A 22788-nucleotide genomic window follows, 5' to 3' on the forward strand; every position below is an offset into this window, starting at 1 on the left:
ATGATGTCGGCGCTCTTGTCCTGACGCCTCAGTATGTCAGGGGGGTATACCAGTTACCAGCAGAAAAACCTGATATTCGGGGGCGAAAGTGGACCTTCCGCCCGTCGGAATACGTGCTCAGACCATCAGGCCCCGGGTTCGAGCATACCGCTCGCGCTGCGTTTCGGGCTGAACTGCCACCACAGGGCGATGAGGGTGATAAAGCCTACAACGCCCAACATCACCCACGGCAATTCCGGTTGATTGAGCGCTTTCCCTGCATCGAACAACCAGCCGCCTCCGGCGTATCCGAGCGCACCGCCAAAGGCCAGCCCCAGTCGGCTAAAGCCCATGTAGCTGCCGCGTGCACGCGGATCGGCAAGCCCGGCGCTGAGGGTTTCACGCGCCGGTTCGGCAATGATCGACCCGATGTAGAAAGTGCAGATCAGAATAAAGAGCTGTTGCAGAGTGCCGACCAGACCAATCGGCATCATGCTTAACGTCATCAGCAGCAGGCCCGCCATCAGGCGATGCTCAAGGCGGAAACGTTTTTCGCTCCAGCGCGCGATTGGGTAGAGCAGGGTCAGCGACAGACAGGCTTCGATGGCGTACATCCATTTGACGGCCGCAGGCGAACCGGCAATATCGTTAACCATAATGGGCAGCATCAGCATTACCTGCACCGCCAGCATGTAATAGCCCGTCAGCGTCAGCACGTAGGTAACGAAGCGTTTATCGGCCAACACGCGGCCCAGCCCCTCGCGCACGGGGGCTTTCACCGTTGAGAGTTTCCAGGCGGGCAGCAGCCAAGCGTTAAATGCCGCGCAGAGGATAAACAGCACCGCGCCGGTGGCGCACACCAGACGGAAATCATACTGCAACAGCCAGCTGCCGAGCAGGGCGCCGACCACCGCACCGGCGCTATCCTGCATCATCAGCAGCGAGAAAAAACGCCCGCGATGCTGTGGGCGAATCAGTTTCACGACCAGCGCGGTACGCGGCGGATCAAACAGCGTGCCGCCAATCCCGGAGAGGAAACAGGAGAACCACAGCAGCCAGGGATCGTGCGCGATGCCCATGGTGGCAAATCCGGCGGCCCGCAGCAGCATGCCGGTGACAATCATCGGTTTTGCGCCGAAGCGGTCGGCAATCGCACCGCCAAACACGCCAAGTCCCTGCTGGACAAACTGACGCAAGCCCAGGGCAATTCCGACCATTAATGCCGCCCAGCCCATTTGATCGACAAAGCGAATGGAGATCAGTGGGAAGACGACAAAAAAGCCGAGCACGACCAGCATGTTATCGACGAGCAGAAAATATTTGCCCAGGCTCCGGGCTTGCGATACGCGAGACATTTTCCCTCCAGGGAAAAATCACGTCATCCTGCTGACGGCCCCGAAAAGGCAGTCTGAAGGCTTAAGTGTAGGAAAAGATGAGCACGCTAATATTCTGCGTGGTTGTGAGGCGTTTTCCCACACCGCCAGCGACAATATTTTTTTATCAAAAGGGTGGTTTGATTCAGCTTTTTAATCGAATTTTGTGAAATCTGTGAAAAAGGGTATGTCACTGTTTTCACAGAAAGCACCGGCGCAGGTATAGTAAAGCTAACAGGTAGAGCAGAAGTAACGGGAAGGAGTGGTAACGATGTTTGGCTATCGCAGTAACGTGCCAAAAGTGCGCCTGACAACAGACAGACTGGTTGTTCGTCTGGTGCATGAGCGTGATGCCTGGCGTCTGGCGGATTATTACGCCGAGAATCGCCAGTTTTTAAAGCCCTGGGAACCCGTTCGGGATGAAAGCCACTGCTATCCCTCCGGCTGGCAGGCTCGCCTGAGTATGATTGCCGAATTCCACAAGCAGGGCAGTGCCTATTATTTCGCGTTGCTCGACCCGGAAGAGAAAGAGATCATCGGGATCGCCAATTTCTCGAACGTGGTACGCGGATCGTTTCACGCCTGTTACCTCGGCTACTCCATCGGCCAGAAATGGCAGGGCCAAGGGCTGATGTTTGAAGCCCTGACCAGCGCGATCCGCTATATGCAGCGTTCTCAGCACATCCACCGCATTATGGCTAACTATATGCCGCACAATCAGCGTAGCGGCGATTTGCTGGCGCGGCTTGGGTTTGAAAAAGAAGGCTACGCGAAAGATTATCTGTTGATCGACGGCGAGTGGCGCGACCACGTGCTGACGGCGTTAACCACCAAAGAATGGACCGCAGGTCGCTAAGGAGCACCCATGAAATATCAGTTAACTGCCACAGAAGCGCGGGTGATTGGCTGCCTGCTGGAAAAACAGGTCACGACGCCAGAGCAATATCCCCTGTCGGTCAATGCGGTGACGCTGGCCTGTAACCAGAAAACCAACCGTGAGCCGGTGCTTAACCTGAGCGAGCACGAGGTACAAGAGCAACTGGATGCGCTGGTTAAACGCCACTATCTGCGCACCGTCAGTGGGTTTGGCAACCGCGTCACTAAATATGAACAACGTTTTTGCAATTCCGAATTTGGCGATCTGAAACTGAACAGCGCCGAAGTGGCGGTGATCACCACCTTGCTGCTGCGCGGGGCGCAAACGCCGGGTGAATTACGTTCCCGCGCCGCACGAATGCATGAATTCAGTGATATGCAGGAAGTGGAACAGACGCTGGAAAATCTCGCCTCCCGCGAAGATGGCCCGTTTGTGCTGCGCCTGGCGCGTGAGCCGGGCAAACGCGAAAGCCGATATATGCATCTTTTCAGTGGCGACGTTGAAACCCTCATCAATGTGGTAGAAGCGGTTTCGCCCGCCGAGGACGAGAGTCTTGCCGCGCGGGTCGACGCGTTGGAAAACGAAGTGGCGGAACTCAAGCAGCGCCTCGACTCCCTGCTGGCGCATTTAGGAGACTAACGGTGACAACATTACGCATTGGCGTGGTCGGCCTCGGCGGGATCGCGCAGAAAGCCTGGCTGCCGGTTCTGGGCGCGGCGACTGACTGGACGCTGCAAACCGCATGGTCCCCGACGCGGGAAAAAGCGCAGCGAATCTGCGATACCTGGCGAATTCCTTATGCTGCCTCCATGGTGGATCTGGCGCGCGACTGTGACGCGGTATTCGTTCATACCTCGACCGCGACGCACTATCAGGTGGTGAGCGAATTGCTCAATGCCGGTGTTCACGTTTGTGTCGATAAACCGCTGGCCGAGAATGTGCAGGACGCCGAGCGTCTGATTGAGCTGGCGGCGCGCAAAAATCTGACGCTGATGGTCGGGTTCAATCGCCGGTTCTCGCCGCTGTATCAGGATCTCAAATCCCGGCTTGGCGCGGCGGCATCGCTGCGCATGGATAAGCATCGCACCGACAGCATTGGCCCGAACGATCTGCGTTTTACGCTGCTGGATGATTATCTGCATGTGGTCGATACGGCCCTGTGGCTGACCAACGGTAATGCACAACTGAAAAGCGGCACCCTGCAAACCAACGATCAGGGGGAGATGGTGTATGCCGAACACCATTTCGCGGTGGACACAATTCAGGTGACCACTAGCATGCATCGTCGTGCGGGAAGTCAGCGCGAATCCGTGCAGGCGATCACCGACGGCGCACTCATTGATGTGACCGATATGCGCGAATGGCGTGAGGAAAAAGGGAGCGGGGTGGTAACGCGGCCAATCCCTGGCTGGCAAAGCACGCTGGAGCAGCGCGGGTTCGCCGGTTGTGCGCGTCACTTCATCGAGTGCGTGCAAAATCAGACGGTTCCTGAAACATCGGGCGAACAGGCGATTCTGGCGCAACGCGTCATTGAAAAGCTCTGGCGCGAGGCGATGAGCGAGTAGGAACTGTTTAACCCCTGTAACATCTGCGGATAGTAATTCGCTTAAATACGGGTAGACTAAGCGCACTTTTCACGCCTGCTATGCAGGCGTTTTGCCGTGTGGTTGTGGAAATTCACGTTAATGAACTTATTAAAATCGCTGGCAGCAGTCAGCTCGATGACCATGTTTTCTCGCGTACTGGGTTTCGCGCGCGATGCGATTGTGGCGAGAGTGTTTGGCGCGGGGATGGCGACTGACGCCTTCTTTGTGGCGTTCAAACTGCCGAACTTACTGCGCCGAATTTTCGCCGAAGGGGCGTTCTCCCAGGCGTTCGTGCCGATTCTGGCGGAATACAAAAGCAAGCAGGGCGAAGACGCGACCCGCGTGTTTGTCTCCTATGTTTCGGGCCTGCTGACACTGGCTCTGGCGATTGTCACGGTGATCGGGATGCTGGCCGCGCCGTGGGTGATTATGGTGACCGCGCCGGGCTTTGCCGACACGGCGGATAAATTCGCCCTGACGACGCAGCTTCTGCGCATTACCTTTCCTTATATTCTGCTGATTTCGCTGGCGTCGCTGGTCGGGGCGATCCTCAACACCTGGAACCGCTTCTCCGTTCCGGCGTTTGCACCGACGTTTTTAAACGTGAGCATGATCGGTTTTGCCCTGTTTGCGGCACCGCACTTCCATCCGCCGGTGCTGGCGCTGGCGTGGGCGGTCACCGTCGGCGGTGTGCTGCAGCTCGCTTATCAGCTTCCGCATCTGAAAAAGATCGGCATGCTGGTGCTCCCGCGCATTAACTTCCGCGATGCGGGTGCCATGCGCGTGATCAAGCAGATGGGTCCGGCGATCCTCGGCGTGTCCGTGAGCCAGATTTCCCTGATTATTAACACCATTTTCGCCTCCTTCCTGGTGTCAGGTTCCGTGTCGTGGATGTACTACGCCGACCGCTTAATGGAGTTCCCGTCCGGGGTGCTGGGCGTGGCGCTGGGGACGATTCTGCTGCCGTCGTTGTCGCGAAGCTTTGCCAGCGGCAATCATGATGAATATTGTCGCCTGATGGACTGGGGTTTACGCCTGTGCTTCCTGCTGGCGCTGCCAAGCGCCGTGGCGCTGGGGATTCTGGCGAAACCCTTAACGGTTTCATTATTCCAGTACGGCAAATTCAACGCGTTCGATGCATTAATGACCCAGCGCGCGCTGGTGGCGTATTCCGTCGGCCTGATGGGGCTGATTGTGGTGAAAGTGCTGGCGCCGGGCTTTTATTCGCGTCAGGACATCAAAACGCCGGTCAAGATTGCGATTGTGACGCTGGTGATGACCCAGCTGATGAACCTCGCGTTTATCGGGCCACTGAAGCACGCGGGTCTGTCGCTGTCGATTGGTCTGGGGGCGTGCCTGAACGCCGGGCTGCTCTACTGGCAGCTGCGTAAGCAGAAGATTTTCACCCCGCAGCCGGGCTGGATGAGTTTCCTGGTGCGTCTGGTGATTGCGGTGGTGGTGATGGCGGCGGCGCTGGTCGGGATGATGTATGTGATGCCGGAATGGTCCCTGGGCACCATGCCGTATCGTCTGCTGCGCCTGATGGCTGTTGTGGTCGTAGGGATTATTGCCTACTTCGCTACACTTGCGGTGCTCGGCTTTAAGGTGAAAGAGTTCGCTCGCCGGACGGCATAAACGACTAAAGGGGAGTTCACCAAAGGGTGCTCCCCGTTTCCCACTTCATCTCTTCACTGAAGCGTTAAATCGAAATCTTCTTCCCGCCACCGCGTGAGCTGGATGTCTGGCCATTGGCGCCATACAGCCCCGGCTCCTGATGAGGTTTTAACACCTCAAGCGCCTGCTGGTTGCGTTCAATTTGCCCCTCTAACAGCCAGCCGTTGTGCTGGTTGAGATCGCGAAGGTGCTGCGTTTTTTCTGTGATGGTCTGCCAGCGCTCGACGATATCGTCGTTGGCGCTGCGACGTGGATCTTGCTCCGCGCGGCGCTGCTGCTCCAGATAGTCCAGGGTAGCCAGCAGCGAGCTTTTATCTTCAGTAATGCGCTGCAGTGCGCTGCCGCTGACATAGCCTGCGGATAACTGTTGTTGCTCGGCATCCATCACCGTCTTCAGATCGTTCAGGACTACCGTCATTTGATCCAATATTTCTGACAGTCGACTCATACGGTTATTTACTCTGAAGGAAGTTCTGCGTTTCGTTAATCAGCGCATCAGCAATTTTGCTGGTGTCCATTTTCAGTTCGCCGTTACGAATCGCGGTTTTCAGCGCTTCGACGCGTTCCATATTGATATCGTTCGTGCCTGGCTGCATCAGTTTTGACTGTGCATCACTTAACGTGACGCTGGTGCTGTTGGCCGTGGACGATTTTTCCAGACGCGCTTTAAGGGCTGGCGCGTCGTTCGTTTCGCGAGGTTGTACAGTGCTAACCGGCTTCAGGGGCGATGTACGATCAATGCTCATAGTGTTGTCCTCATAGAGGTTCGCGGCGTTGGCGCCTGATATAATCATCTGATGATTATTTATCGGCAGCTGCCGCGATATCTTTAAAAAGATTATAGGTTAATCAGAATATTCCCATCAGAACCGACGGTTCCGCTAACCACCTGACCTGAAGACATCCTAACGCGTGCGTTTTGGGCGACGGCAGCGTTGTTCAGCGCCTGGCCTTCGCTATTAATGCTAAAGCCATCTCCGTTCGCCACCACCATCACGCGCTGTCCGGCTTTAATGCGCCACGCCTGACGCAGCATCGACAGCTGGATGGCTTGCCCTGGCGCCAGATCGCGCAGGCTCACCGAATCCTGTGCCTGGTTAATATCCAGCATGGTGCGCGGCGGAAGTTGATCCAGGCGTCCGCGCTTTAATTCTACATGAGCGGGCTGTAAAACGCTGCCGCGTGCGATGGGCTGAGCGGCGACAACATAGTTGCCTGTCGCCTGAACCATAACCTGCAAAAAGCGTTTCTCATTATTGCAGCGGGCCAGCACGTTCACATTACCCCACAGCCGGGCACCGCCGCTGATGCTGAACGAGGGTTGTTCGCAAGTGGGCAGGAGATTCGGCTGCGTTCGAATATCGACTTTGACCTCATCGCTTAACCCCGCCAGACGCTCAGCAAAAAAAGCGGTCAGCAACACATTCAGCCCCAGCGCTGAAGACTGGGTACTGAACAGCAGTAAGGTAACGGCAAGGCCATTTTTGAACGTCAGCATCTCACTTTCCCGCGGTTCCTGGATTTAACAGGATTCTACCCCTAAGGCTTTCCCATCAACGCAACAAATAGCGACGCATTTTGCGTTTATTCCTTCGATAAGGAAGACGGGTTGAGATTTAAGCTACATGCTGAAATTTCGCCATCAGCGGAGGAGACATGCTCGATAAACTCGACGCCGCGTTACGTTTTCAACAGGAAGCGCTGAATCTGCGCGCCCAGCGGCAGGAGATCCTGGCCGCCAATATCGCGAATGCCGACACCCCAGGGTTTCAGGCGCGCGATATTGATTTTTCTACTGAGCTTAAAAAAGTGATGGAGCGTGGTCGGGCCGAAGGGACGGGTGTTGCCCTTGCGCTGACCTCTTCACGCCACATTCCCGCTCAGGCGATGACTGCGCCGTCCACCGATTTACTTTATCGCATTCCTGACCAGCCATCCCTGGACGGTAACACCGTCGATATGGACCGGGAGCGCACCCAGTTTGCCGATAACAGCCTGCAGTATCAGATGGGGCTAACCGTGCTCGGTGGACAGATTAAAAGCATGCAGAGCGTCCTGCAGGGGGGCAACTAATTCATGGCCTTACTGAATATTTTTGATATCGCGGGTTCAGCCCTGACCGCGCAGTCTCAGCGTCTGAACGTCGCCGCCAGTAACATGGCGAACGCCGACAGCGTGACCGGACCCGATGGTCAACCCTATCGCGCCAAACAGGTGGTCTTTCAGGTCAATGCTGCGCCGGGCGCGGCAACCGGCGGCGTGAAAGTGGCCGATGTGGTTGAGAGCCAGGCTCCGGACAAACTGGTGTATGAGCCAGGCAACCCGCTGGCGGATGCGAGCGGCTACGTGAAAATGCCAAACGTCGATGTGGTCGGCGAAATGGTGAACACCATGTCAGCGTCGCGCAGCTATCAGGCGAACGTTGAAGTGCTCAATACCGTGAAGAGCATGATGCTCAAAACGCTCACTCTCGGCCAGTAAAGGAGACACGAATGTCCATCGCCGTCAATGTGAATGACCCGACCAACTCCGGCGTCGCCAGCACCAGTGGGGCCACTGGCTCCAGCTCGCTGACCGGTAACAGTGCTGCCGATCTACAGGGCAGCTTTTTGACGTTACTGGTTGCGCAGCTGAAAAACCAGGACCCAACGAACCCGATGCAGAACAACGAACTGACCACGCAGCTTGCGCAGATCAGTACCGTGAGCGGCATCGAAAAGCTCAATACCACGCTGGGTTCCGTTTCCGGTCAAATCGACAACAGCCAGTCTTTGCAGGCCGCCAATCTCATTGGCCACGGTGTGATGATCCCAGGGACCACTATCCTGGCAGGGACCAGCACCACCGACGGAAGCAGTACCACCACGACCACGCCATTTGGCGTTGAGTTGCAGCAACCGGCCGATAAAGTCACCGCCACCATCACCAACAAAGACGGTGTTGTGGTGCGCACGATCGACATTGGTGAGCTGAAAGCGGGCGTTCATACCTTTACCTGGGATGGCAGCCTGACGGATGGCACAACGGCACCGAACGGTTCTTACAAAGTGGCGATTTCTGCCAGCAACGGGACGACTCAGCTGGTGGCTCAGCCGCTGCAATTCGCTCTGGTGCAGGGGGTGATTCGCGGCTCTGATGGTAACAAACTGGATTTGGGTACTTCTGGGACCACCACGCTCGACGAAGTTCGGCAGATTATTTAAGCCTTAACACTTATCAGGAGTAAGTCATGGCCTTTTCTCAAGCGGTCAGCGGCCTGAATGCTGCGGCCACCAACCTGGACGTCATTGGCAACAACATTGCCAACTCCGCGACCTACGGTTTTAAATCTGGCACAGCATCTTTCGCAGATATGTTCGCCGGTTCCAAAGTGGGTCTGGGCGTTAAAGTTGCGGGTATTACCCAGGACTTTACCGATGGCACCACCACTAACACCGGCCGTGGGCTGGATGTGGCCATCAGCCAGAACGGTTTCTTCCGTATGGTCGATGAAAACGGTTCTGTTTTTTACAGCCGTAACGGTCAGTTCAAACTCGACGAAAACCGTAACCTGGTCAACATGCAGGGTCTGCAGCTGACGGGCTATCCGGTTGCGGGCACACCGCCAACGGTACAGACCGGTGCGAACCCACAGGCGATCTCAATTCCGAACACGCTGATGGCGGCGAAGTCCACCACCACCGCGTCTCAGCAGATCAACCTGAACTCCACTGATGCGACGCCGACGGTGACACCGTTCGACCCGACAAACGTCGATTCTTATAACAAAAAAGGGACCGTGACGGTCTTTGACAGCCAGGGTAATGCGCACAACATGAACCTGTTCTACGTCAAAGACACCGCTGCGAACAGCTGGAAAGTCTATGCGCAGGATGGCAGCGTGGCGGGCAGCACCCCGTCTCTGGCCACCACGCTGACCTTTAACGCTAGCGGCGTGCTGACAGGCGGTGGCCAGGTCAACATCACCACCGCGACCATGCCGGGCGCAACCCCTGCAACCTTCGCGATGAGTTTCACCAACTCCATGCAGCAGAACACCGGTGCGAACAACATCGTGGCGACTAACCAGAACGGTTACAAGCCGGGCGACCTGGTGAGCTACCAGATCAACGATGACGGCACTGTCGTGGGTAACTACTCCAACGAACAGACCCAGGTTCTGGGCCAGATCGTGCTGGCGAACTTCGCCAACAACGAAGGTCTGAAATCCGAAGGCGATAACGTCTGGTCTTCCACTCAGTCCTCTGGCGTGGCGCTGCTCGGCACCGCCGGTTCCGGTAACTTCGGTACGCTGACCAACGGCGCGCTGGAAGCATCCAACGTCGATCTGAGTAAAGAACTGGTTAACATGATTGTCGCGCAGCGTAACTATCAGTCGAACGCGCAGACCATCAAAACTCAGGACCAGATCCTCAACACGCTGGTCAACCTGCGTTAATCGTCTAACGGGATGATGTAATGGATCACGCAATATATACCGCGATGGGCGCAGCCAGCCAGACGATGAATCAGCAGGCTGTGACCGCCAGTAACCTGGCGAACGCCTCAACACCGGGCTTTCGTGCACAGCTGAATGCGCTACGCGCTGTGCCGGTGGAAGGGCTGTCGCTGCCAACGCGTACGCTGGTTATCGCCTCAACGCCGGGTGCCGATATGACGCCTGGTCAGATGGATTACACCTCGCGTCCGCTGGACGTTGCACTCCAGCAGGACGGTTGGCTGGCGGTGCAAACGGCTGATGGCTCAGAAGGCTATACCCGCAACGGTAATATCCAGGTGGATGCCAACGGTCAGATGACCATTCAGGGGCATCCGGTGATTGGCGAAGCGGGTCCGATTACGGTGCCGGAAGGCTCGGAAATCACCATCGCGGCGGACGGGACCATTTCGGCCCTGAACCCCGGTGATCCGGCGAACACCATTGCCCCGGTCGGTCGACTGAAGCTGGTCAAAGCGGAAGGTAATGAAGTGACGCGCGGCGATGACGGGATGTTCCGTCTGAGCCAGGCAGCACAGGCAACGCGTGGCCCGACCTTGCAGGCTGACCCAAGCATTCGCGTGATGTCCGGCGTGCTGGAAGGCAGTAACGTCAAACCGGTTGCAGCCATGACCGATATGATCGCCAGCGCCCGACGTTTCGAAATGCAAATGAAGGTTATCACAAGCGTGGATGAAAACGCCGGCCGTGCTAACCAACTGCTGTCTATGAGTTAACAGGATTTCTTATGATCAGCTCTTTATGGATCGCGAAAACGGGTCTCGACGCGCAGCAAACCAATATGGATGTCATCGCCAACAACCTGGCGAACGTCAGCACCAATGGTTTTAAGCGTCAGCGTGCCGTGTTCGAAGATTTGCTTTATCAAACCATTCGTCAGCCGGGCGCGCAGTCGTCCGAGCAGACCACGCTGCCGTCAGGGCTGCAGATTGGTACGGGTGTGCGTCCGGTTGCGACCGAACGTCTGCACAGCCAGGGCAACCTGTCCCAGACCAACAACAGCAAAGACGTGGCAATCAAAGGCCAGGGTTTCTTCCAGGTGCAGCTGCCTGACGGAACCTCAGCCTACACCCGCGATGGCTCGTTCCAGGTGGATCAGAATGGTCAGCTGGTGACTGCCGGTGGTTTCCAGGTTCAGCCTGCGATCACCATTCCGGCTAACGCCCTGAGCATTACCATCGGACGTGACGGTGTGGTCAGCGTGACCCAGCAAGGGCAGGCCGCGCCTGTTCAGGTTGGACAACTGAACCTGACGACGTTCATGAACGATACCGGTCTGGAAAGCATTGGTGAGAACCTCTACACCGAAACCCAGTCCTCCGGTGCGCCGAATGAAAGTACGCCGGGCCTGAACGGTTCCGGGCTGCTGTATCAGGGCTATGTTGAAACCTCTAACGTCAACGTGGCGGAAGAGCTGGTGAACATGATCCAGGTTCAGCGCGCGTATGAAATTAACAGTAAAGCAGTGTCGACGACCGACCAGATGCTGCAAAAACTGACGCAACTCTAAGGTGTAGTCCGGTGCGGTAAACCGCACCGGCTCCCTGTTTTCGAAGATGAAGGCAATGCAAAAAAACGCGGCGTTTCGTTATCCAATACTGACTGTCCTGGCCGTTACCCTCAGCGGTTGCGCCTTGATCCCGTCAAAACCTTTGGTAGAGGGTGCGACTACCGCCCAACCCGTTCCAGGCCCAACGCCGGTGGTGAACGGCTCCATTTTCCAGTCCGCACAGCCGATTAACTACGGTTATCAACCGCTGTTCGAAGACCGTCGCCCGCGTAACGTCGGCGATACCCTGACCATTGCGCTGCAGGAGAACGTCAGCGCGAGCAAAAGCTCCTCGGCGAATGCCAGCCGCGACGGCAAAACCAACTTTGGTTTCGATACCGTTCCACGCTATCTGCAGGGCCTGTTTGGCAATGCGCGTGCCGATGTGGAAGCCTCTGGCGGTAACAGCTTTAACGGCAAAGGCGGCGCCAATGCCAGCAACACCTTCAGCGGTACGCTGACGGTGACCGTTGACCAGGTTCTGGTGAATGGCAATTTACACGTAGTGGGTGAAAAACAGATCGCCATCAATCAGGGCACTGAATTCATTCGCTTCTCCGGTGTGGTTAACCCTCGCACCATCAGTGGCACCAACACCGTACCGTCCACCCAAGTGGCGGATGCGCGCATTGAGTACGTCGGCAACGGCTACATCAACGAAGCGCAGAATATGGGCTGGCTGCAACGCTTCTTCCTTAATTTATCGCCGATGTAAGCGAGGTGACCTATGTTTAAATCCCTCTTCGCAATGGTGTTGGTCCTGGTGGCAACCTGCGCCCAGGCTGACCGCATTCGCGATCTCACCAGTGTACAGGGCGTACGTGAAAACTCATTGATAGGCTATGGCCTGGTGGTTGGCCTGGACGGAACGGGCGACCAGACCACCCAGACGCCGTTTACCACTCAGAGTTTAAACAACATGCTGTCCCAGCTCGGGATCACCGTCCCGACGGGCACCAACATGCAGCTGAAAAACGTGGCGGCGGTAATGATCACCGCGTCCTACCCGGCCTTTGCGCGCCAGGGGCAAACCATCGATGTGGTGGTTTCGTCAATGGGTAACGCCAAAAGTCTGCGCGGCGGGACGCTGCTGATGACCCCGTTAAAAGGGGTGGACAGCCAGGTCTACGCGCTTGCACAGGGTAACATTCTGGTCGGCGGTGCGGGTGCATCGGCGGGCGGCAGCAGCGTGCAGGTGAACCAGCTGAACGGCGGGCGTATCACCAACGGGGCGATCATCGAACGTGAACTGCCAACGCAGTTTGGCGCCGGGAACACCATCAACCTGCAGCTGAATAATGAAGACTTCACTATGGCGCAGCAGATTGCCGATACCATCAACCGCAGCCGTGGTTTTGGTAGCGCGACGGCGCTTGACGCACGTACCGTGCAGATCCGCACCTCGACGGGCAGCAGCAACCAGGTGCGCATGCTGGCGGATATCCAGAATATGGAAGTCAACGTTCCGCTGCAGGATGCCAAAGTGATCATCAACTCCCGTACCGGGTCCGTGGTGATGAACCGCGAAGTGACGCTGGACAGCTGCGCCGTGGCGCAGGGCAACCTCTCCATCAGCGTGAACCGCTCGGCTAACGTTAGCCAGCCGGATACGCCGTTTGGTGGCGGTCAGACGGTGGTGACGCCACAGACGCAGATTGATATGCGCCAGAGCGGCGGCTCGCTGCAAAGCGTGCGCTCCAGCGCCAACCTGAACAACGTGGTTCGTGCGCTGAACGCGCTGGGGGCGACGCCGATGGATCTGATGTCGATTCTGCAATCCATGCAAAGTGCAGGATGCCTGCGCGCCAAACTGGAAATCATCTGATGCTCGGCGATAGCAAACTGATGGCAAGTGCGGCCTGGGATGCCCAGTCGCTCAATGATCTGAAAGCCAAAGCAGGCACCGATCCGGCGGCGAACCTCCGCCCGGTTGCCCGCCAGGTGGAAGGGATGTTTGTGCAGATGATGCTGAAAAGCATGCGAGAAGCGCTGCCGAAAGATGGCATGTTCAGCAGCGACTCGACGCGACTCTACACCAGCATGTATGACCAACAGATTGCCCAGCAGATGACCGCCGGTAAGGGGCTTGGCCTCGCCGATATGATCGTGAAACAGATGCAGGCGGCGCAGGGTGTTCAGCCCGATGAGCAAACCCAGCAGGTGCCGATGAAGTTTGATCTTGAAACGGTGACCAGTTATCAGAACCAGGCGCTGACGCAGATGGTGCGTAAAGCCATGCCGAAACCGACCGCCAGCAGCGATGAGCCGCTGTCGGGCGACAGTAAAGACTTCCTCGCTCAGCTTTCGCTCCCGGCGCGTCTGGCCAGTGAGCAGAGTGGGGTTCCTCACCACCTGATTCTGGCGCAGGCCGCGCTGGAATCCGGCTGGGGGCAGCGTCAGATCCGCCGTGAAAACGGCGAACCAAGCTTTAATATTTTTGGCGTCAAAGCGTCGTCAGGCTGGAAAGGGCCGACCACGGAGATCACCACCACCGAATTTGAAAACGGTGCGGCGGTGAAGGTCAAAGCAAAATTCCGCGTTTACAGCTCCTATCTTGAAGCCTTGTCAGATTATGTCGGGTTGTTGAGCCGCAATCCGCGCTACGCTGCGGTCACGCAGGCCGCGACGGCGGAGCAGGGGGCGCAGGCGTTGCAGAACGCAGGCTACGCTACCGACCCGCAGTATGCCCGCAAACTGACCGGTATGATTCAACAGCTTAAAGCGATGGGTGAGAAAGTCAGCAAGGCTTACAGCACCGATATCGAAAATCTGTTCTAAGGACTCAAGTTTGCGCGCGCGATGTCGATAATCCTAATCAGGACTCGTGTCTGAAAGTTTAAAAAGGAACCTCAATGTCCAGTTTGATTAACAGCGCTATGAGTGGCCTCAGTGCGGCACAGTCGGCACTGAACACCGTCAGCAACAATATTTCCAGTTACAACGTGGCCGGGTATACCCGTCAGACCACGGTGCTGGGTGCAGCGAACAGTACATTGACCGGCGGTGGTTGGGTTGGCAATGGTGTTTATGTTTCGGGCGTACAGCGCGAATATGATGCGTTCATCACCAACCAGCTGCGTGCAGCACAGACTCAGAGCAGCGGCCTGACCACGCGTTATCAGCAGATGTCGAAAATCGACGATGTGCTGTCTGATACCACTAACTCCCTGTCCACCACGCTGCAGGGCTTCTTTACCAGCCTGCAAACACTGGTGAGTAACGCAGAAGATCCGGCGGCGCGCCAGACTGTTCTCGGCAAAGCGGATGGCCTGGTCAATCAGTTCAAAACGACCGACCAGTACCTGCGCGATCAGGACAAGCAGGTAAATACTGCGGTTGCGACCAGCGTGGATCAGATTAACTCCTATGCCAAACAGATTGCGAATCTGAACGATCAGATTTCACGTCTGACCGGCGTGGGCGCAGGGGCTTCCCCAAACAATCTGCTCGATCAGCGCGATCAGCTGGTGAGCGAACTGAACCAGATCGTGGGTGTGGAGGTCGCGGTACAGGACGGCGGCACCTACAACGTCTCATTCGGTAATGGTTACACCCTGGTTCAGGGCAGCACGGCTAACCAGTTAGCGGCGGTACCGTCGAGCGCCGATCCTGCGCGCACCACCGTGGCGTATGTGGATTCCCTCGCCGGTAATATCGAAATTCCCGAGAAGGTGCTGAACACCGGCTCACTGGGCGGTCTGTTAACGTTCCGCGCAGAAGACCTGGATAAAGCGCGTAATACGCTGAACCAGCTGGCGCTCTCGTTTGCTGACGCCATGAACCAGCAGCACGAGAAAGGCTTTGATGCCAATGGTGATGCGGGCGGCAAATTGTTCGATATCGGCTCTCCAGCGGTGACCGGCAATAGCAAAAACAGCGTGCCAGGTGCGGCCGTCACGGCCACTATCGCGGACAGCTCTAAAGTTCAGGCGACGGATTATAAGCTTGAATTTAACGGCACTGACTGGACCGTCACCCGTAGTTCTGACAAAACCTCATTTACGGCTACGCCAGATGCCAGCGGCAACATGACGTTTGACGGGGTCACCGTGAATGTCAGCGGTAGCGCAGCCACGAAAGACAGCTTTACGGTGAAACCGGTAGTTGACGCTATCGTGAACATGGATCTGCTGATCAGCGATGAATCCAAACTGGCGATGGCAGGTTCGGCGACGGGCGGTGAGAGTGATAACGTCAACGGGAAAGCGCTGGTGGCTTTGCAAAGCAGCAAAGTGGTCGGGGGTAATAAAACCTTTAACGACTCTTACGCCTCACTGGTCAGTACTGTGGGTAGTAGTACTGCATCACTGAAAACCAGCGCAGCGACCAAAAGCAACGTGGTGACGCAGTTGAGCAATCAGCAGCAGTCTATCTCCGGGGTTAACCTCGACGAAGAGTATGGCAACTTGCAGCGTTTCCAGCAGTATTACCTTGCGAATGCGCAGGTTCTGCAGACTGCCAGCACGCTCTTTGATGCGTTAATTAATATTCGCTAAGGCCGAGGTGAACGATGCGTATTAGCACCCAAATGATGTACCAGCAAAATATGCGTGGGATCACTGAGTCCCAAAGCAAATGGCTGGGGTATGGCGAGCAGATGTCCACCGGCAAACGCGTGAACCGTCCGTCGGACGATCCGATTGCCGCGTCGCAGGCCGTTGTACTGTCTCAGGCCCAGTCACAGAATAGCCAGTTCGCTCTCGCGCGTACGTTTGCGACGCAAAAAGTGTCCCTGGAAGATAACGTGTTAAACCAGGTGAATACGGCCATTACCAGCGCACAAGAAAAACTGGTTTATGCCGGTAACGGGACGCTGAGTGACGACGACCGTCTCTCTTTGTCGACTGATCTACAGGGTATCCGCGATCAGTTGATGAACCTGGCAAACTCCACCGACGGCAATGGGCGCTTTATTTTCGCAGGTTATAAAACTGAATCCGCGCCGTTTGACTCTACGACCGGTGCGTATTCTGGCGGCGATGATCCTATCTCTCAGCAGGTTGATTCCGCGAGAAATATGGACGTCAGTCATACGGGTAAGCAGATTTTTGAAAGTATCACCAGCAATGCACAAGAAATCCCGGGTGGGGGTTATGGTGATACCAATATGTTCAAAATTCTTGATAACGCTATAGCCGCACTCAAGGTGCCTGTCGCCAATGATTCCGCTGCGGCTGAAGCCCAAAAGGAGATAGTGACGGCATCAGCGGTGGGTATTAAGAATACGCAGAACAACGTATTGACCGTCCTGGCTGATGTTGGCACCAAGCTGAACGAACTCGATAAGCTGGATGCACTGGGTGATGACCGCGCGCTGGGTCAGACTCAGCAGATGAGCGATCTGGTGGACGTGGACTGGAACGCGGCGATTTCGTCTTACACCATGCAGCAAGCAGCACTTCAGGCCTCTTATAAAGCGTTCAGTGATATGCAGGGGATGTCTCTGTTCCAGCTGAACAAGTAACATTTTGACCTTTTAGAACATGTCTTGAAACTGGATATGTTTTGTCTGCCCAACCCGGCGTGCCGGATTGGGCTTTTTTTTAGCGATTTTGCGCCTGCACGCTGACCAGCCGCGCGCTTTCTATTAAGCGGATCAGCACTGCCGCTGCACCACACACCGTTGCCAGCATCACTACGCCTTGCCAGCCCGCCAGGGCGTACACTTTGCTCCCCAGCGCCGAGCCGAGCGCCATCCCAATAAATACCACCGTAAACAGCAGCGCATTGAGCCGCCCACGCGCCTGGGGTTCGAGGCTATAGACCAGGTTCTGATGGGCGACCAGGCTGGACTGCAGCCCCAGGTCAAAACCGATCGCGGAAATCGCGATCAGAACGAGTTGTCCGTGGCTGCCCAAAGCGGGCATTAAAAACATCAGCGCAAACGAAATAGTCACCAGCGCGGCACCCAGTTGGGTCACTCTTCCCGCACCGAGTTTATCTGCCAGGCCTCCGGCCAGCGGGGCGGCCAGCGCACCTGCGGCACCGGCAATCCCAAATCCACCAGCCACCGCGCTACCGAGGTGGTAGCGTTCCAGCAGCATCACCGCCAGCGTTGACCAGAACGCGCTAAAGGCAATAGAGAGAAAACCCTGGGCCAGCGCCGCACGACGCAGGGCCGGGTAGCGGCGCCACAGGTGCTCCATCGAGCGCATCAGGGCCGGATAGCTGAGCGTAGAGTGAATCGCAAATCGCGGCAACACAGCCCACATCACCATACCGATCATGGCGATACTGACGGCGGCAAGTTGATACATCACCCGCCAGCCGAACGCTTCACCCACCACACCGCTGACAGTACGCGACAGCAGAATACCCAGCAGCAGGCCGGTCATTACCGTCCCGACGGTTTTTCCCTGTTTGCCTTCCGGAGCAAGAATAGCCGCCGCCGGGACGATGTCCTGCGCCATGGTTGCCGCCATACCAATAAGCAGACTGGACAGCAGTAACGAGTGAAGCTGCCCGGTCAGGCTACAGCCCAGCAGAAAGAGTGCCAGTGCTGCGCTTTTAACAAGAATTAAGGTTCGGCGATCGTGACGGTCGCCGAGCGGCAGCAGGAAAAGGATGCCAAGGGCGTAGCCCGTCTGCGTCAGGGTCGGCACCAGTCCCATCCCTTCGATACTGAGGTGTAAATCGGTGCCCATCAACGGCAACAGCGGCTGAGCATAATAGATGGACGCAACGCTAAACCCGGCGCCAATGGCAAGGATAAAAATAACCCAGCGGCTGGTGGCCTGGGTAAGGGGGGCAGTTTTCATTTGATGTACCTCATTCATGGAGTGAGACTATTTTTGTGCATTCAGGCTTGAGGCGGTAGCCAGCGGGATGGTAAAACGGTTATACGTTAAACGTATCATCAGAATAATCATGAAGCGAACAGAGCGTATAGACAGAGTGGAACTGATGCGCACCTTTGCGCGTATCGTGGAATCGGGATCGCTCTCTGCCGCAGCACGGCAGCTGGGGACCACGCAGGCGACCGTCAGCCGACGCCTGCAGTCGCTGGAAACCCTCCTCGGCGTGCGTTTGCTGTTACGCACCACCCACGCCACCAAGCTCACCGATGACGGCGAGCGCTGCTATCAGCATGCCAGAAAAGTAATCGACAGCTGGCTCGCGCTGGAGGATGAGGTGGGGCAATCGGAAGATGAACCTGTCGGCACCTTGCGTGTGCGGGCGCCCCATGCGTTCGGGCAGGAACAACTTCTGGCACCATTGAGCCAGTTTTTAATGCGCTATCCGCAGCTTTCTGTCGACTGGATGCTATATGACAGATCGGCGGATTTTCTGAGTGATAACATCGACTGCGCGATCCGCGTCGGGGCGGAGATCGACCCTAATACGGTATCGGTGCTGCTGGCCGAAGTCCCGCGCTGTGTGGTCGCGGCGCCCGAGCTACTGTCCCGTCATGCCATGCCTGAGGTCCCCGACGATCTCACGGCGCTTCCCTGGATTGCACTCAATACCTTTTATCATCAGCATATTGAGCTGTTTGACGGAGCTTCGCCGCAGCCTGCGCGAGTGGCAATTTCGCCGCGTCTGAGCACTGACAGCCTGTATGTAACGCGCACCATGGCGTTGAATGGATTAGGCGTGGCGGTGGTCTCGAGCTGGACCGTGGAACAGGACATCCGCGAGGGAAGGCTAGTGCCTCTTTTGCCGGGCTGGCAACCCGCTGCGCTGCCGGTGCACCTGGTTTATCCGTGGTCGCGCTATTACCCGGCACGATTGAGGCGTTTTCTGGAAATGATGCGTGAGGTGATGCCACAAATCGTCGGAATGCGAAAACCCCTCCTGTAAAAAAGCCAAAAAAAAGCCGACCACGAAGGTCGGCTTTTCATCAGAACGGCGGGTTATTCAACCGGATTCGGGCGAGTCGCCGGAGCCGTTGCCTGGTGAGTGGCGCTATGACCACCTGCAGAACCACGACCGTCGAAATCGAACGCAGGGCGTACCCAGTCGCTATGACGTGGTGCTTCTGGCACGTATTCCGGTGCTGGCGCGCGAGTCATCGGTGCGGTTGCATGATGATGCTCAGCAACGACAGCGACAGCAGGCTCTGGTTTCACAACCGGAGCGGGTGCCGGTGCTTGTGGAGCCGGAGTAACATCGACAGGTTGCTCAGCAACCGCTTCAGTCACTACCTCTTCTTCAACCACGTCGGCAGCCGGTTCTGCGTCTTCTGCAACCTGTTCAGCCACCACAACATCTTCTTGCGCAATGAACTGAGGCTGCTCGTCGACAGGCGCGGCAATCACTTCCGGATGAGTTGTCTCGATCTCAGCGGTTTCCACAACCTGCTGAGGTTCCGCGACTGGCTCGACGTCAACAACGGGCTGGGCGTCGGCCACGATCTGCGGTGCTTCTTCAACGACCACCGCGGCGGCTTCGGTAGCGGCTACAGGTGCAACGATTGGCTCAACGGCTTCTGCAGCGACGTTTTGCTCTTCAACCTGCTGCTCCTGAGGACGGGCAACCGGGTAGCGGATCCAGACTTTGCCGGACGCCATTTCTGGTGACGCACAGGCGACAGTCAGAGGCATCGGTGACTGAGTCGGGTAACGCTCGTCACGGTAACGACGACGACGCTGACCGCTCACGCGCAGGTGACGCGGAGAGCGACGGGAACGACGCGGCATACCGTTGTTATCACGCGCTTCGCCATTGTCATCATGCTCAGAGACCGTATCGACAACCGCAGGCAGATCCAGTTTCGCCAGCTGCGTATTCTGAGCGGTTTCAACAACCGGTTCAGCGGCGGCAACGGTAGCCACTTCGGCCTGTTCAGATGCAAAGCGAACTTTCTGCGACAGTTGACGCTGCTTACGGCGCGGCATCACCTGAACGCGTTCTTCCTGATCGGCATCCTGTTCAACAGGTGCTTCGGTGTTGACAACTTTCGCTTCCTGCTGCGCCTGACGTTTATCGTCATTGCGACGGCGGTTGCGTTCGCGACGTGGCTGCTGCTCGTCACGCTGTCTGGTTTTTTCAGACTCATCGCCCGCCTGCTGGCGAATTTCGCGATCTTCCACATTCTGCTGCTGTGGCTTCTCGCGACGGTTGCGACGATTATCTTCGCGCGCTTCACGACCTTCGTTGTTGTCGGAACGGTTATCGCGCTCACCACGGTTGTCACGGTCGCCACGATTATCGCGGTTATCACGACGGTCACGATCGTTACGATCGCGGCGGTTGTTCTGACGCTTACGACGATCCTGCGGGCGCTCTTGTTTCTCTTCTTTCGGCGCAACTTTTGGCTGCTCCGGCTGAGGCTCTTCACCGGCGAACATTTTCTTCAGCGCACTGAAGAAGCGGCCCAGCAGACCTGGTTCAGTAGGCTTATCACTGGTTTCCGCAGGTTTCTGTGCAGCGGCTTTCGCAGGCGCTTTTTCCTGAACAGGCGCCGGTGGGGCTTCTGGCATGATGAAGGTCGCCAGCGCCGGTTGTTCTGGCAGCTTGCGCTCGGCCGGTTCTGCATCAGACGGCATCGCCATCTCTTCTTCATGCAGTTTTGGCAGCAGGTAGCTCAGGGTGCTGGTCTCTTCGCCTTTGCGCACGCGCAGGACGGAGTAATGCGGGGTCTGCATCTGATCGTTTGGTACGATGATGCAGCGCACGCCGCCCTGACGGGTTTCAACGGCACTCACCGCTTCACGTTTTTCGTTCAGCAGGTAGGAGGCAATTGGCACCGGAACAATGGCGTGAACCTCTTTGGTATTCTCTTTCAGTGCTTCTTCTTCGATGAGGCGCAGAATAGAGAGGGAGAGAGATTCGTTGTCGCGCACGGTACCCGTACCGCTACAGCGCGGACAGACGTGGTGGCTTGATTCACCCAGCGACGGGCTCAGGCGCTGACGTGACATCTCCAGCAGGCCAAAGCGAGAAATATGGCTGATCTGAATACGTGCACGATCCTGGCGCACCGCTTCACGCAGACGGTTCTCAACGGCGCGCTGATGGCGAACCGGAGTCATGTCGATGAAGTCGATAACGATCAGGCCGCCCAGGTCACGCAGACGAAGCTGACGGGCAATTTCATCTGCGGCTTCAAGGTTAGTGTTGAAGGCGGTCTCTTCGATATCCCCGCCGCGGGTTGCGCGTGCGGAGTTGATGTCGATGGCGGTCAGCGCTTCGGTGGAGTCGATAACGATAGAACCGCCGGACGGCAGACGCACTTCACGCTGGAAGGCGGACTCAATCTGGGATTCAATCTGATAGTGGCTGAACAACGGGATTTCACCGGTGTACAGTTTAATTTTGCTGGTGAAATCTGGACGACCCAGTGCTGCGATGTGCTGGCGAGCCAGCTCAAGCACTTTCGGGTTATCAATCAGAATTTCGCCGATGTCCTGACGCAGATAATCGCGGAAAGCACGGACGATAACGTTACTTTCCTGGTGAATCAGGAACGGAGCCGGGCGGCTTTCTGCGGCTTTCTGGATAGCTTCCCAGTGCTTCAGACGGAAGCCTAAGTCCCACTGCAGCGCTTCGGCAGATTTGCCAACGCCTGCGGTACGAACGATAAGGCCCATGCCATCAGGCAGTTCGAGGCTTGCCAGCGCTTCTTTTAGCTCGGTACGGTCGTCGCCTTCGATGCGGCGAGAGATACCGCCCGCACGCGGGTTGTTCGGCATCAGCACCAGATAGCTGCCTGCCAGGCTGATAAAGGTGGTCAGCGCAGCGCCTTTGTTGCCGCGCTCTTCTTTATCAATCTGAACGATAACTTCCTGGCCTTCGCGCAGCACATCTTTGATGTTCGGACGACCGTGGGAGTTGTAATTGGCAGGGAAGTATTCGCGGGCAATTTCTTTAAGAGGAAGGAAACCGTGACGCTCAGCGCCGTAATCGACGAATGCGGCCTCAAGGCTTGGTTCAATGCGGGTGATTTTGCCTTTGTAAATGTTCGCTTTTTTCTGTTCGTGTCCAGGACTTTCGATATCCAGATCGTACAGACGCTGCCCATCCACGAGGGCGACACGCAACTCTTCTTGCTGAGTTGCGTTGATTAACATTCTTTTCATCGTAACTTACTCATTATTCTTACATTGACGACTAAGCTGCGGGCAAGGTGACGCTTTCCGGGGTTTGAACCGATGGCCTCGTGACTATTGACGTCGCCAACCTCACGGTTGTCGCTCGCTTAAGAGGCGCAAAGTGTCGGTTGCCTGTATTTCATACGGAAATACAGCGCAATTATCAGGGGAACAGCCTGGGAACACTCTCCAGAGAAGATTCCATTTACCGGTAAGTAC

22 protein-coding genes are annotated in these 22788 nt (G+C 56.7%); 16 read left to right on the plus strand and 6 right to left on the minus strand.

The window, feature by feature from the left end:
* Positions 1-125 precede the first annotated feature (125 nt).
* Entirely contained in the window at positions 126-1334 is a 1209-nt protein-coding gene (gene mdtH, locus ETG88_RS01135; protein WP_100780611.1) for a multidrug efflux MFS transporter MdtH, read from the minus strand.
* Positions 1335-1623: 289 nt separating this feature from the next.
* Between mdtH and rimJ the strand changes: the two genes are divergently transcribed.
* From rimJ to murJ, 4 genes are all read left to right on the plus strand, one after another.
* On the plus strand, positions 1624-2208 hold the full coding sequence (rimJ, locus tag ETG88_RS01140; RefSeq protein ID WP_100780610.1) for a ribosomal protein S5-alanine N-acetyltransferase: 585 nt from the start codon (positions 1624-1626) through the stop codon (positions 2206-2208).
* 9 nt (positions 2209-2217) lie between these two features.
* Positions 2218-2868 (plus strand): YceH family protein, encoded by a 651-nt coding sequence (locus ETG88_RS01145; RefSeq protein ID WP_100780609.1) that lies wholly within the window; start codon positions 2218-2220, stop codon positions 2866-2868.
* A gap of 2 nt (positions 2869-2870) precedes the next feature.
* Positions 2871-3794: a Gfo/Idh/MocA family protein gene (locus tag ETG88_RS01150; protein ID WP_129034377.1), complete on the plus strand. Its 924-nt coding sequence runs from the start codon at positions 2871-2873 to the stop codon at positions 3792-3794.
* 120 nt (positions 3795-3914) lie between these two features.
* Positions 3915-5450, plus strand: coding sequence for a murein biosynthesis integral membrane protein MurJ (gene murJ / locus ETG88_RS01155; RefSeq protein ID WP_107703883.1), 1536 nt, complete (start codon positions 3915-3917; stop codon positions 5448-5450).
* A gap of 64 nt (positions 5451-5514) precedes the next feature.
* Here murJ and flgN read toward each other — a convergent pair whose 3' ends face one another.
* The 3 genes from flgN to flgA form a co-directional block, all read right to left on the minus strand.
* On the minus strand, positions 5515-5937 hold the full coding sequence (flgN, locus tag ETG88_RS01160; RefSeq protein ID WP_100780606.1) for a flagella biosynthesis chaperone FlgN: 423 nt from the start codon (positions 5935-5937) through the stop codon (positions 5515-5517).
* A 4-nt stretch (positions 5938-5941) separates the two neighbouring features.
* Positions 5942-6235, minus strand: coding sequence for a flagellar biosynthesis anti-sigma factor FlgM (gene flgM / locus ETG88_RS01165; protein ID WP_100780605.1), 294 nt, complete (start codon positions 6233-6235; stop codon positions 5942-5944).
* Positions 6236-6327: 92 nt separating this feature from the next.
* Positions 6328-6987 carry a flagellar basal body P-ring formation chaperone FlgA gene (gene flgA / locus ETG88_RS01170; protein ID WP_100780604.1) on the minus strand — a complete coding sequence of 220 codons (660 nt, stop codon included), beginning with the start codon at positions 6985-6987 and terminating at the stop codon, positions 6328-6330.
* Between the two features lie 158 nt (positions 6988-7145).
* Between flgA and flgB the strand changes: the two genes are divergently transcribed.
* The 11 genes from flgB (at position 7146) to flgL (ending at position 17000) form a co-directional block, all read left to right on the plus strand.
* Positions 7146-7562, plus strand: a complete 417-nt coding sequence (gene flgB, locus ETG88_RS01175; RefSeq protein WP_100780603.1) for a flagellar basal body rod protein FlgB — start codon at positions 7146-7148, stop codon at positions 7560-7562.
* Between the two features lie 3 nt (positions 7563-7565).
* On the plus strand, positions 7566-7970 hold the full coding sequence (gene flgC / locus ETG88_RS01180) for a flagellar basal body rod protein FlgC (protein WP_100780602.1): 405 nt from the start codon (positions 7566-7568) through the stop codon (positions 7968-7970).
* Positions 7971-7981: 11 nt separating this feature from the next.
* Entirely contained in the window at positions 7982-8692 is a 711-nt protein-coding gene (flgD, locus tag ETG88_RS01185) for a flagellar hook assembly protein FlgD (RefSeq protein WP_100780601.1), read from the plus strand.
* A 26-nt stretch (positions 8693-8718) separates the two neighbouring features.
* Positions 8719-9927: a flagellar hook protein FlgE gene (gene flgE, locus ETG88_RS01190; RefSeq protein ID WP_100780600.1), complete on the plus strand. Its 1209-nt coding sequence runs from the start codon at positions 8719-8721 to the stop codon at positions 9925-9927.
* A gap of 20 nt (positions 9928-9947) precedes the next feature.
* Positions 9948-10703, plus strand: a complete 756-nt coding sequence (locus tag ETG88_RS01195; RefSeq protein WP_100780599.1) for a flagellar basal body rod protein FlgF — start codon at positions 9948-9950, stop codon at positions 10701-10703.
* 11 nt (positions 10704-10714) lie between these two features.
* Complete coding sequence (gene flgG, locus ETG88_RS01200; protein WP_064325681.1) at positions 10715-11497, plus strand: flagellar basal-body rod protein FlgG; 783 nt, start codon at positions 10715-10717, stop codon at positions 11495-11497.
* 55 nt (positions 11498-11552) lie between these two features.
* Positions 11553-12251, plus strand: a complete 699-nt coding sequence (gene flgH / locus ETG88_RS01205) for a flagellar basal body L-ring protein FlgH (RefSeq protein ID WP_100780598.1) — start codon at positions 11553-11555, stop codon at positions 12249-12251.
* A 12-nt stretch (positions 12252-12263) separates the two neighbouring features.
* Complete coding sequence (locus tag ETG88_RS01210) at positions 12264-13361, plus strand: flagellar basal body P-ring protein FlgI (RefSeq protein WP_100780597.1); 1098 nt, start codon at positions 12264-12266, stop codon at positions 13359-13361.
* Complete coding sequence (gene flgJ / locus ETG88_RS01215) at positions 13361-14314, plus strand: flagellar assembly peptidoglycan hydrolase FlgJ (RefSeq protein WP_100780596.1); 954 nt, start codon at positions 13361-13363, stop codon at positions 14312-14314. The genes ETG88_RS01210 and flgJ overlap by 1 nt, the downstream gene beginning before the upstream one ends.
* 74 nt (positions 14315-14388) lie before the next feature.
* The gene (gene flgK / locus ETG88_RS01220; protein WP_129034378.1) at positions 14389-16032 is read left to right on the plus strand and encodes a flagellar hook-associated protein FlgK; all 1644 of its coding nucleotides are present in this window, start codon (positions 14389-14391) and stop codon (positions 16030-16032) included.
* Positions 16033-16046: 14 nt separating this feature from the next.
* Positions 16047-17000, plus strand: coding sequence for a flagellar hook-associated protein FlgL (flgL, locus tag ETG88_RS01225; RefSeq protein WP_100780594.1), 954 nt, complete (start codon positions 16047-16049; stop codon positions 16998-17000).
* A gap of 79 nt (positions 17001-17079) precedes the next feature.
* Here flgL and ETG88_RS01230 read toward each other — a convergent pair whose 3' ends face one another.
* The gene (locus ETG88_RS01230; RefSeq protein WP_129034379.1) at positions 17080-18294 is read right to left on the minus strand and encodes an MFS transporter; all 1215 of its coding nucleotides are present in this window, start codon (positions 18292-18294) and stop codon (positions 17080-17082) included.
* A gap of 67 nt (positions 18295-18361) precedes the next feature.
* Between ETG88_RS01230 and ETG88_RS01235 the strand changes: the two genes are divergently transcribed.
* Positions 18362-19336, plus strand: coding sequence for a LysR family transcriptional regulator (locus ETG88_RS01235; protein ID WP_420890800.1), 975 nt, complete (start codon positions 18362-18364; stop codon positions 19334-19336).
* Positions 19337-19389: 53 nt separating this feature from the next.
* Here the strand turns inward: ETG88_RS01235 and rne are convergent, their stop codons facing one another.
* A complete protein-coding gene (gene rne, locus ETG88_RS01240; protein WP_129034381.1) occupies positions 19390-22557 on the minus strand; it encodes a ribonuclease E in 3168 nt (1055 codons plus the stop codon).
* Positions 22558-22788 lie beyond the last annotated feature (231 nt).

The organism is Lelliottia nimipressuralis (assembly GCF_004115925.1).
Classification (GTDB): domain Bacteria; phylum Pseudomonadota; class Gammaproteobacteria; order Enterobacterales; family Enterobacteriaceae; genus Enterobacter; species Enterobacter nimipressuralis.

Coding starts and splice junctions, on each gene's coding strand:
- ETG88_RS01195 (WP_100780599.1), top strand. CDS start 9,948: ATGGATCACGCAATATATACCGCGATGGGCGCAGCCAGCCAGACGATG.
- flgK (WP_129034378.1), top strand. CDS start 14,389: ATGTCCAGTTTGATTAACAGCGCTATGAGTGGCCTCAGTGCGGCACAG.
- flgJ (WP_100780596.1), top strand. CDS start 13,361: ATGCTCGGCGATAGCAAACTGATGGCAAGTGCGGCCTGGGATGCCCAG.
- ETG88_RS01145 (WP_100780609.1), top strand. CDS start 2,218: ATGAAATATCAGTTAACTGCCACAGAAGCGCGGGTGATTGGCTGCCTG.
- flgA (WP_100780604.1), bottom strand. CDS start 6,987: ATGCTGACGTTCAAAAATGGCCTTGCCGTTACCTTACTGCTGTTCAGT.
- flgH (WP_100780598.1), top strand. CDS start 11,553: ATGCAAAAAAACGCGGCGTTTCGTTATCCAATACTGACTGTCCTGGCC.
- rimJ (WP_100780610.1), top strand. CDS start 1,624: ATGTTTGGCTATCGCAGTAACGTGCCAAAAGTGCGCCTGACAACAGAC.
- ETG88_RS01235 (WP_420890800.1), top strand. CDS start 18,362: ATGGTAAAACGGTTATACGTTAAACGTATCATCAGAATAATCATGAAG.
- flgN (WP_100780606.1), bottom strand. CDS start 5,937: ATGAGTCGACTGTCAGAAATATTGGATCAAATGACGGTAGTCCTGAAC.
- flgM (WP_100780605.1), bottom strand. CDS start 6,235: ATGAGCATTGATCGTACATCGCCCCTGAAGCCGGTTAGCACTGTACAA.
- flgL (WP_100780594.1), top strand. CDS start 16,047: ATGCGTATTAGCACCCAAATGATGTACCAGCAAAATATGCGTGGGATC.
- mdtH (WP_100780611.1), bottom strand. CDS start 1,334: ATGTCTCGCGTATCGCAAGCCCGGAGCCTGGGCAAATATTTTCTGCTC.
- flgG (WP_064325681.1), top strand. CDS start 10,715: ATGATCAGCTCTTTATGGATCGCGAAAACGGGTCTCGACGCGCAGCAA.
- ETG88_RS01210 (WP_100780597.1), top strand. CDS start 12,264: ATGTTTAAATCCCTCTTCGCAATGGTGTTGGTCCTGGTGGCAACCTGC.
- flgB (WP_100780603.1), top strand. CDS start 7,146: ATGCTCGATAAACTCGACGCCGCGTTACGTTTTCAACAGGAAGCGCTG.
- flgC (WP_100780602.1), top strand. CDS start 7,566: ATGGCCTTACTGAATATTTTTGATATCGCGGGTTCAGCCCTGACCGCG.
- flgD (WP_100780601.1), top strand. CDS start 7,982: ATGTCCATCGCCGTCAATGTGAATGACCCGACCAACTCCGGCGTCGCC.
- rne (WP_129034381.1), bottom strand. CDS start 22,557: ATGAAAAGAATGTTAATCAACGCAACTCAGCAAGAAGAGTTGCGTGTC.
- ETG88_RS01230 (WP_129034379.1), bottom strand. CDS start 18,294: ATGAAAACTGCCCCCCTTACCCAGGCCACCAGCCGCTGGGTTATTTTT.
- murJ (WP_107703883.1), top strand. CDS start 3,915: ATGAACTTATTAAAATCGCTGGCAGCAGTCAGCTCGATGACCATGTTT.
- flgE (WP_100780600.1), top strand. CDS start 8,719: ATGGCCTTTTCTCAAGCGGTCAGCGGCCTGAATGCTGCGGCCACCAAC.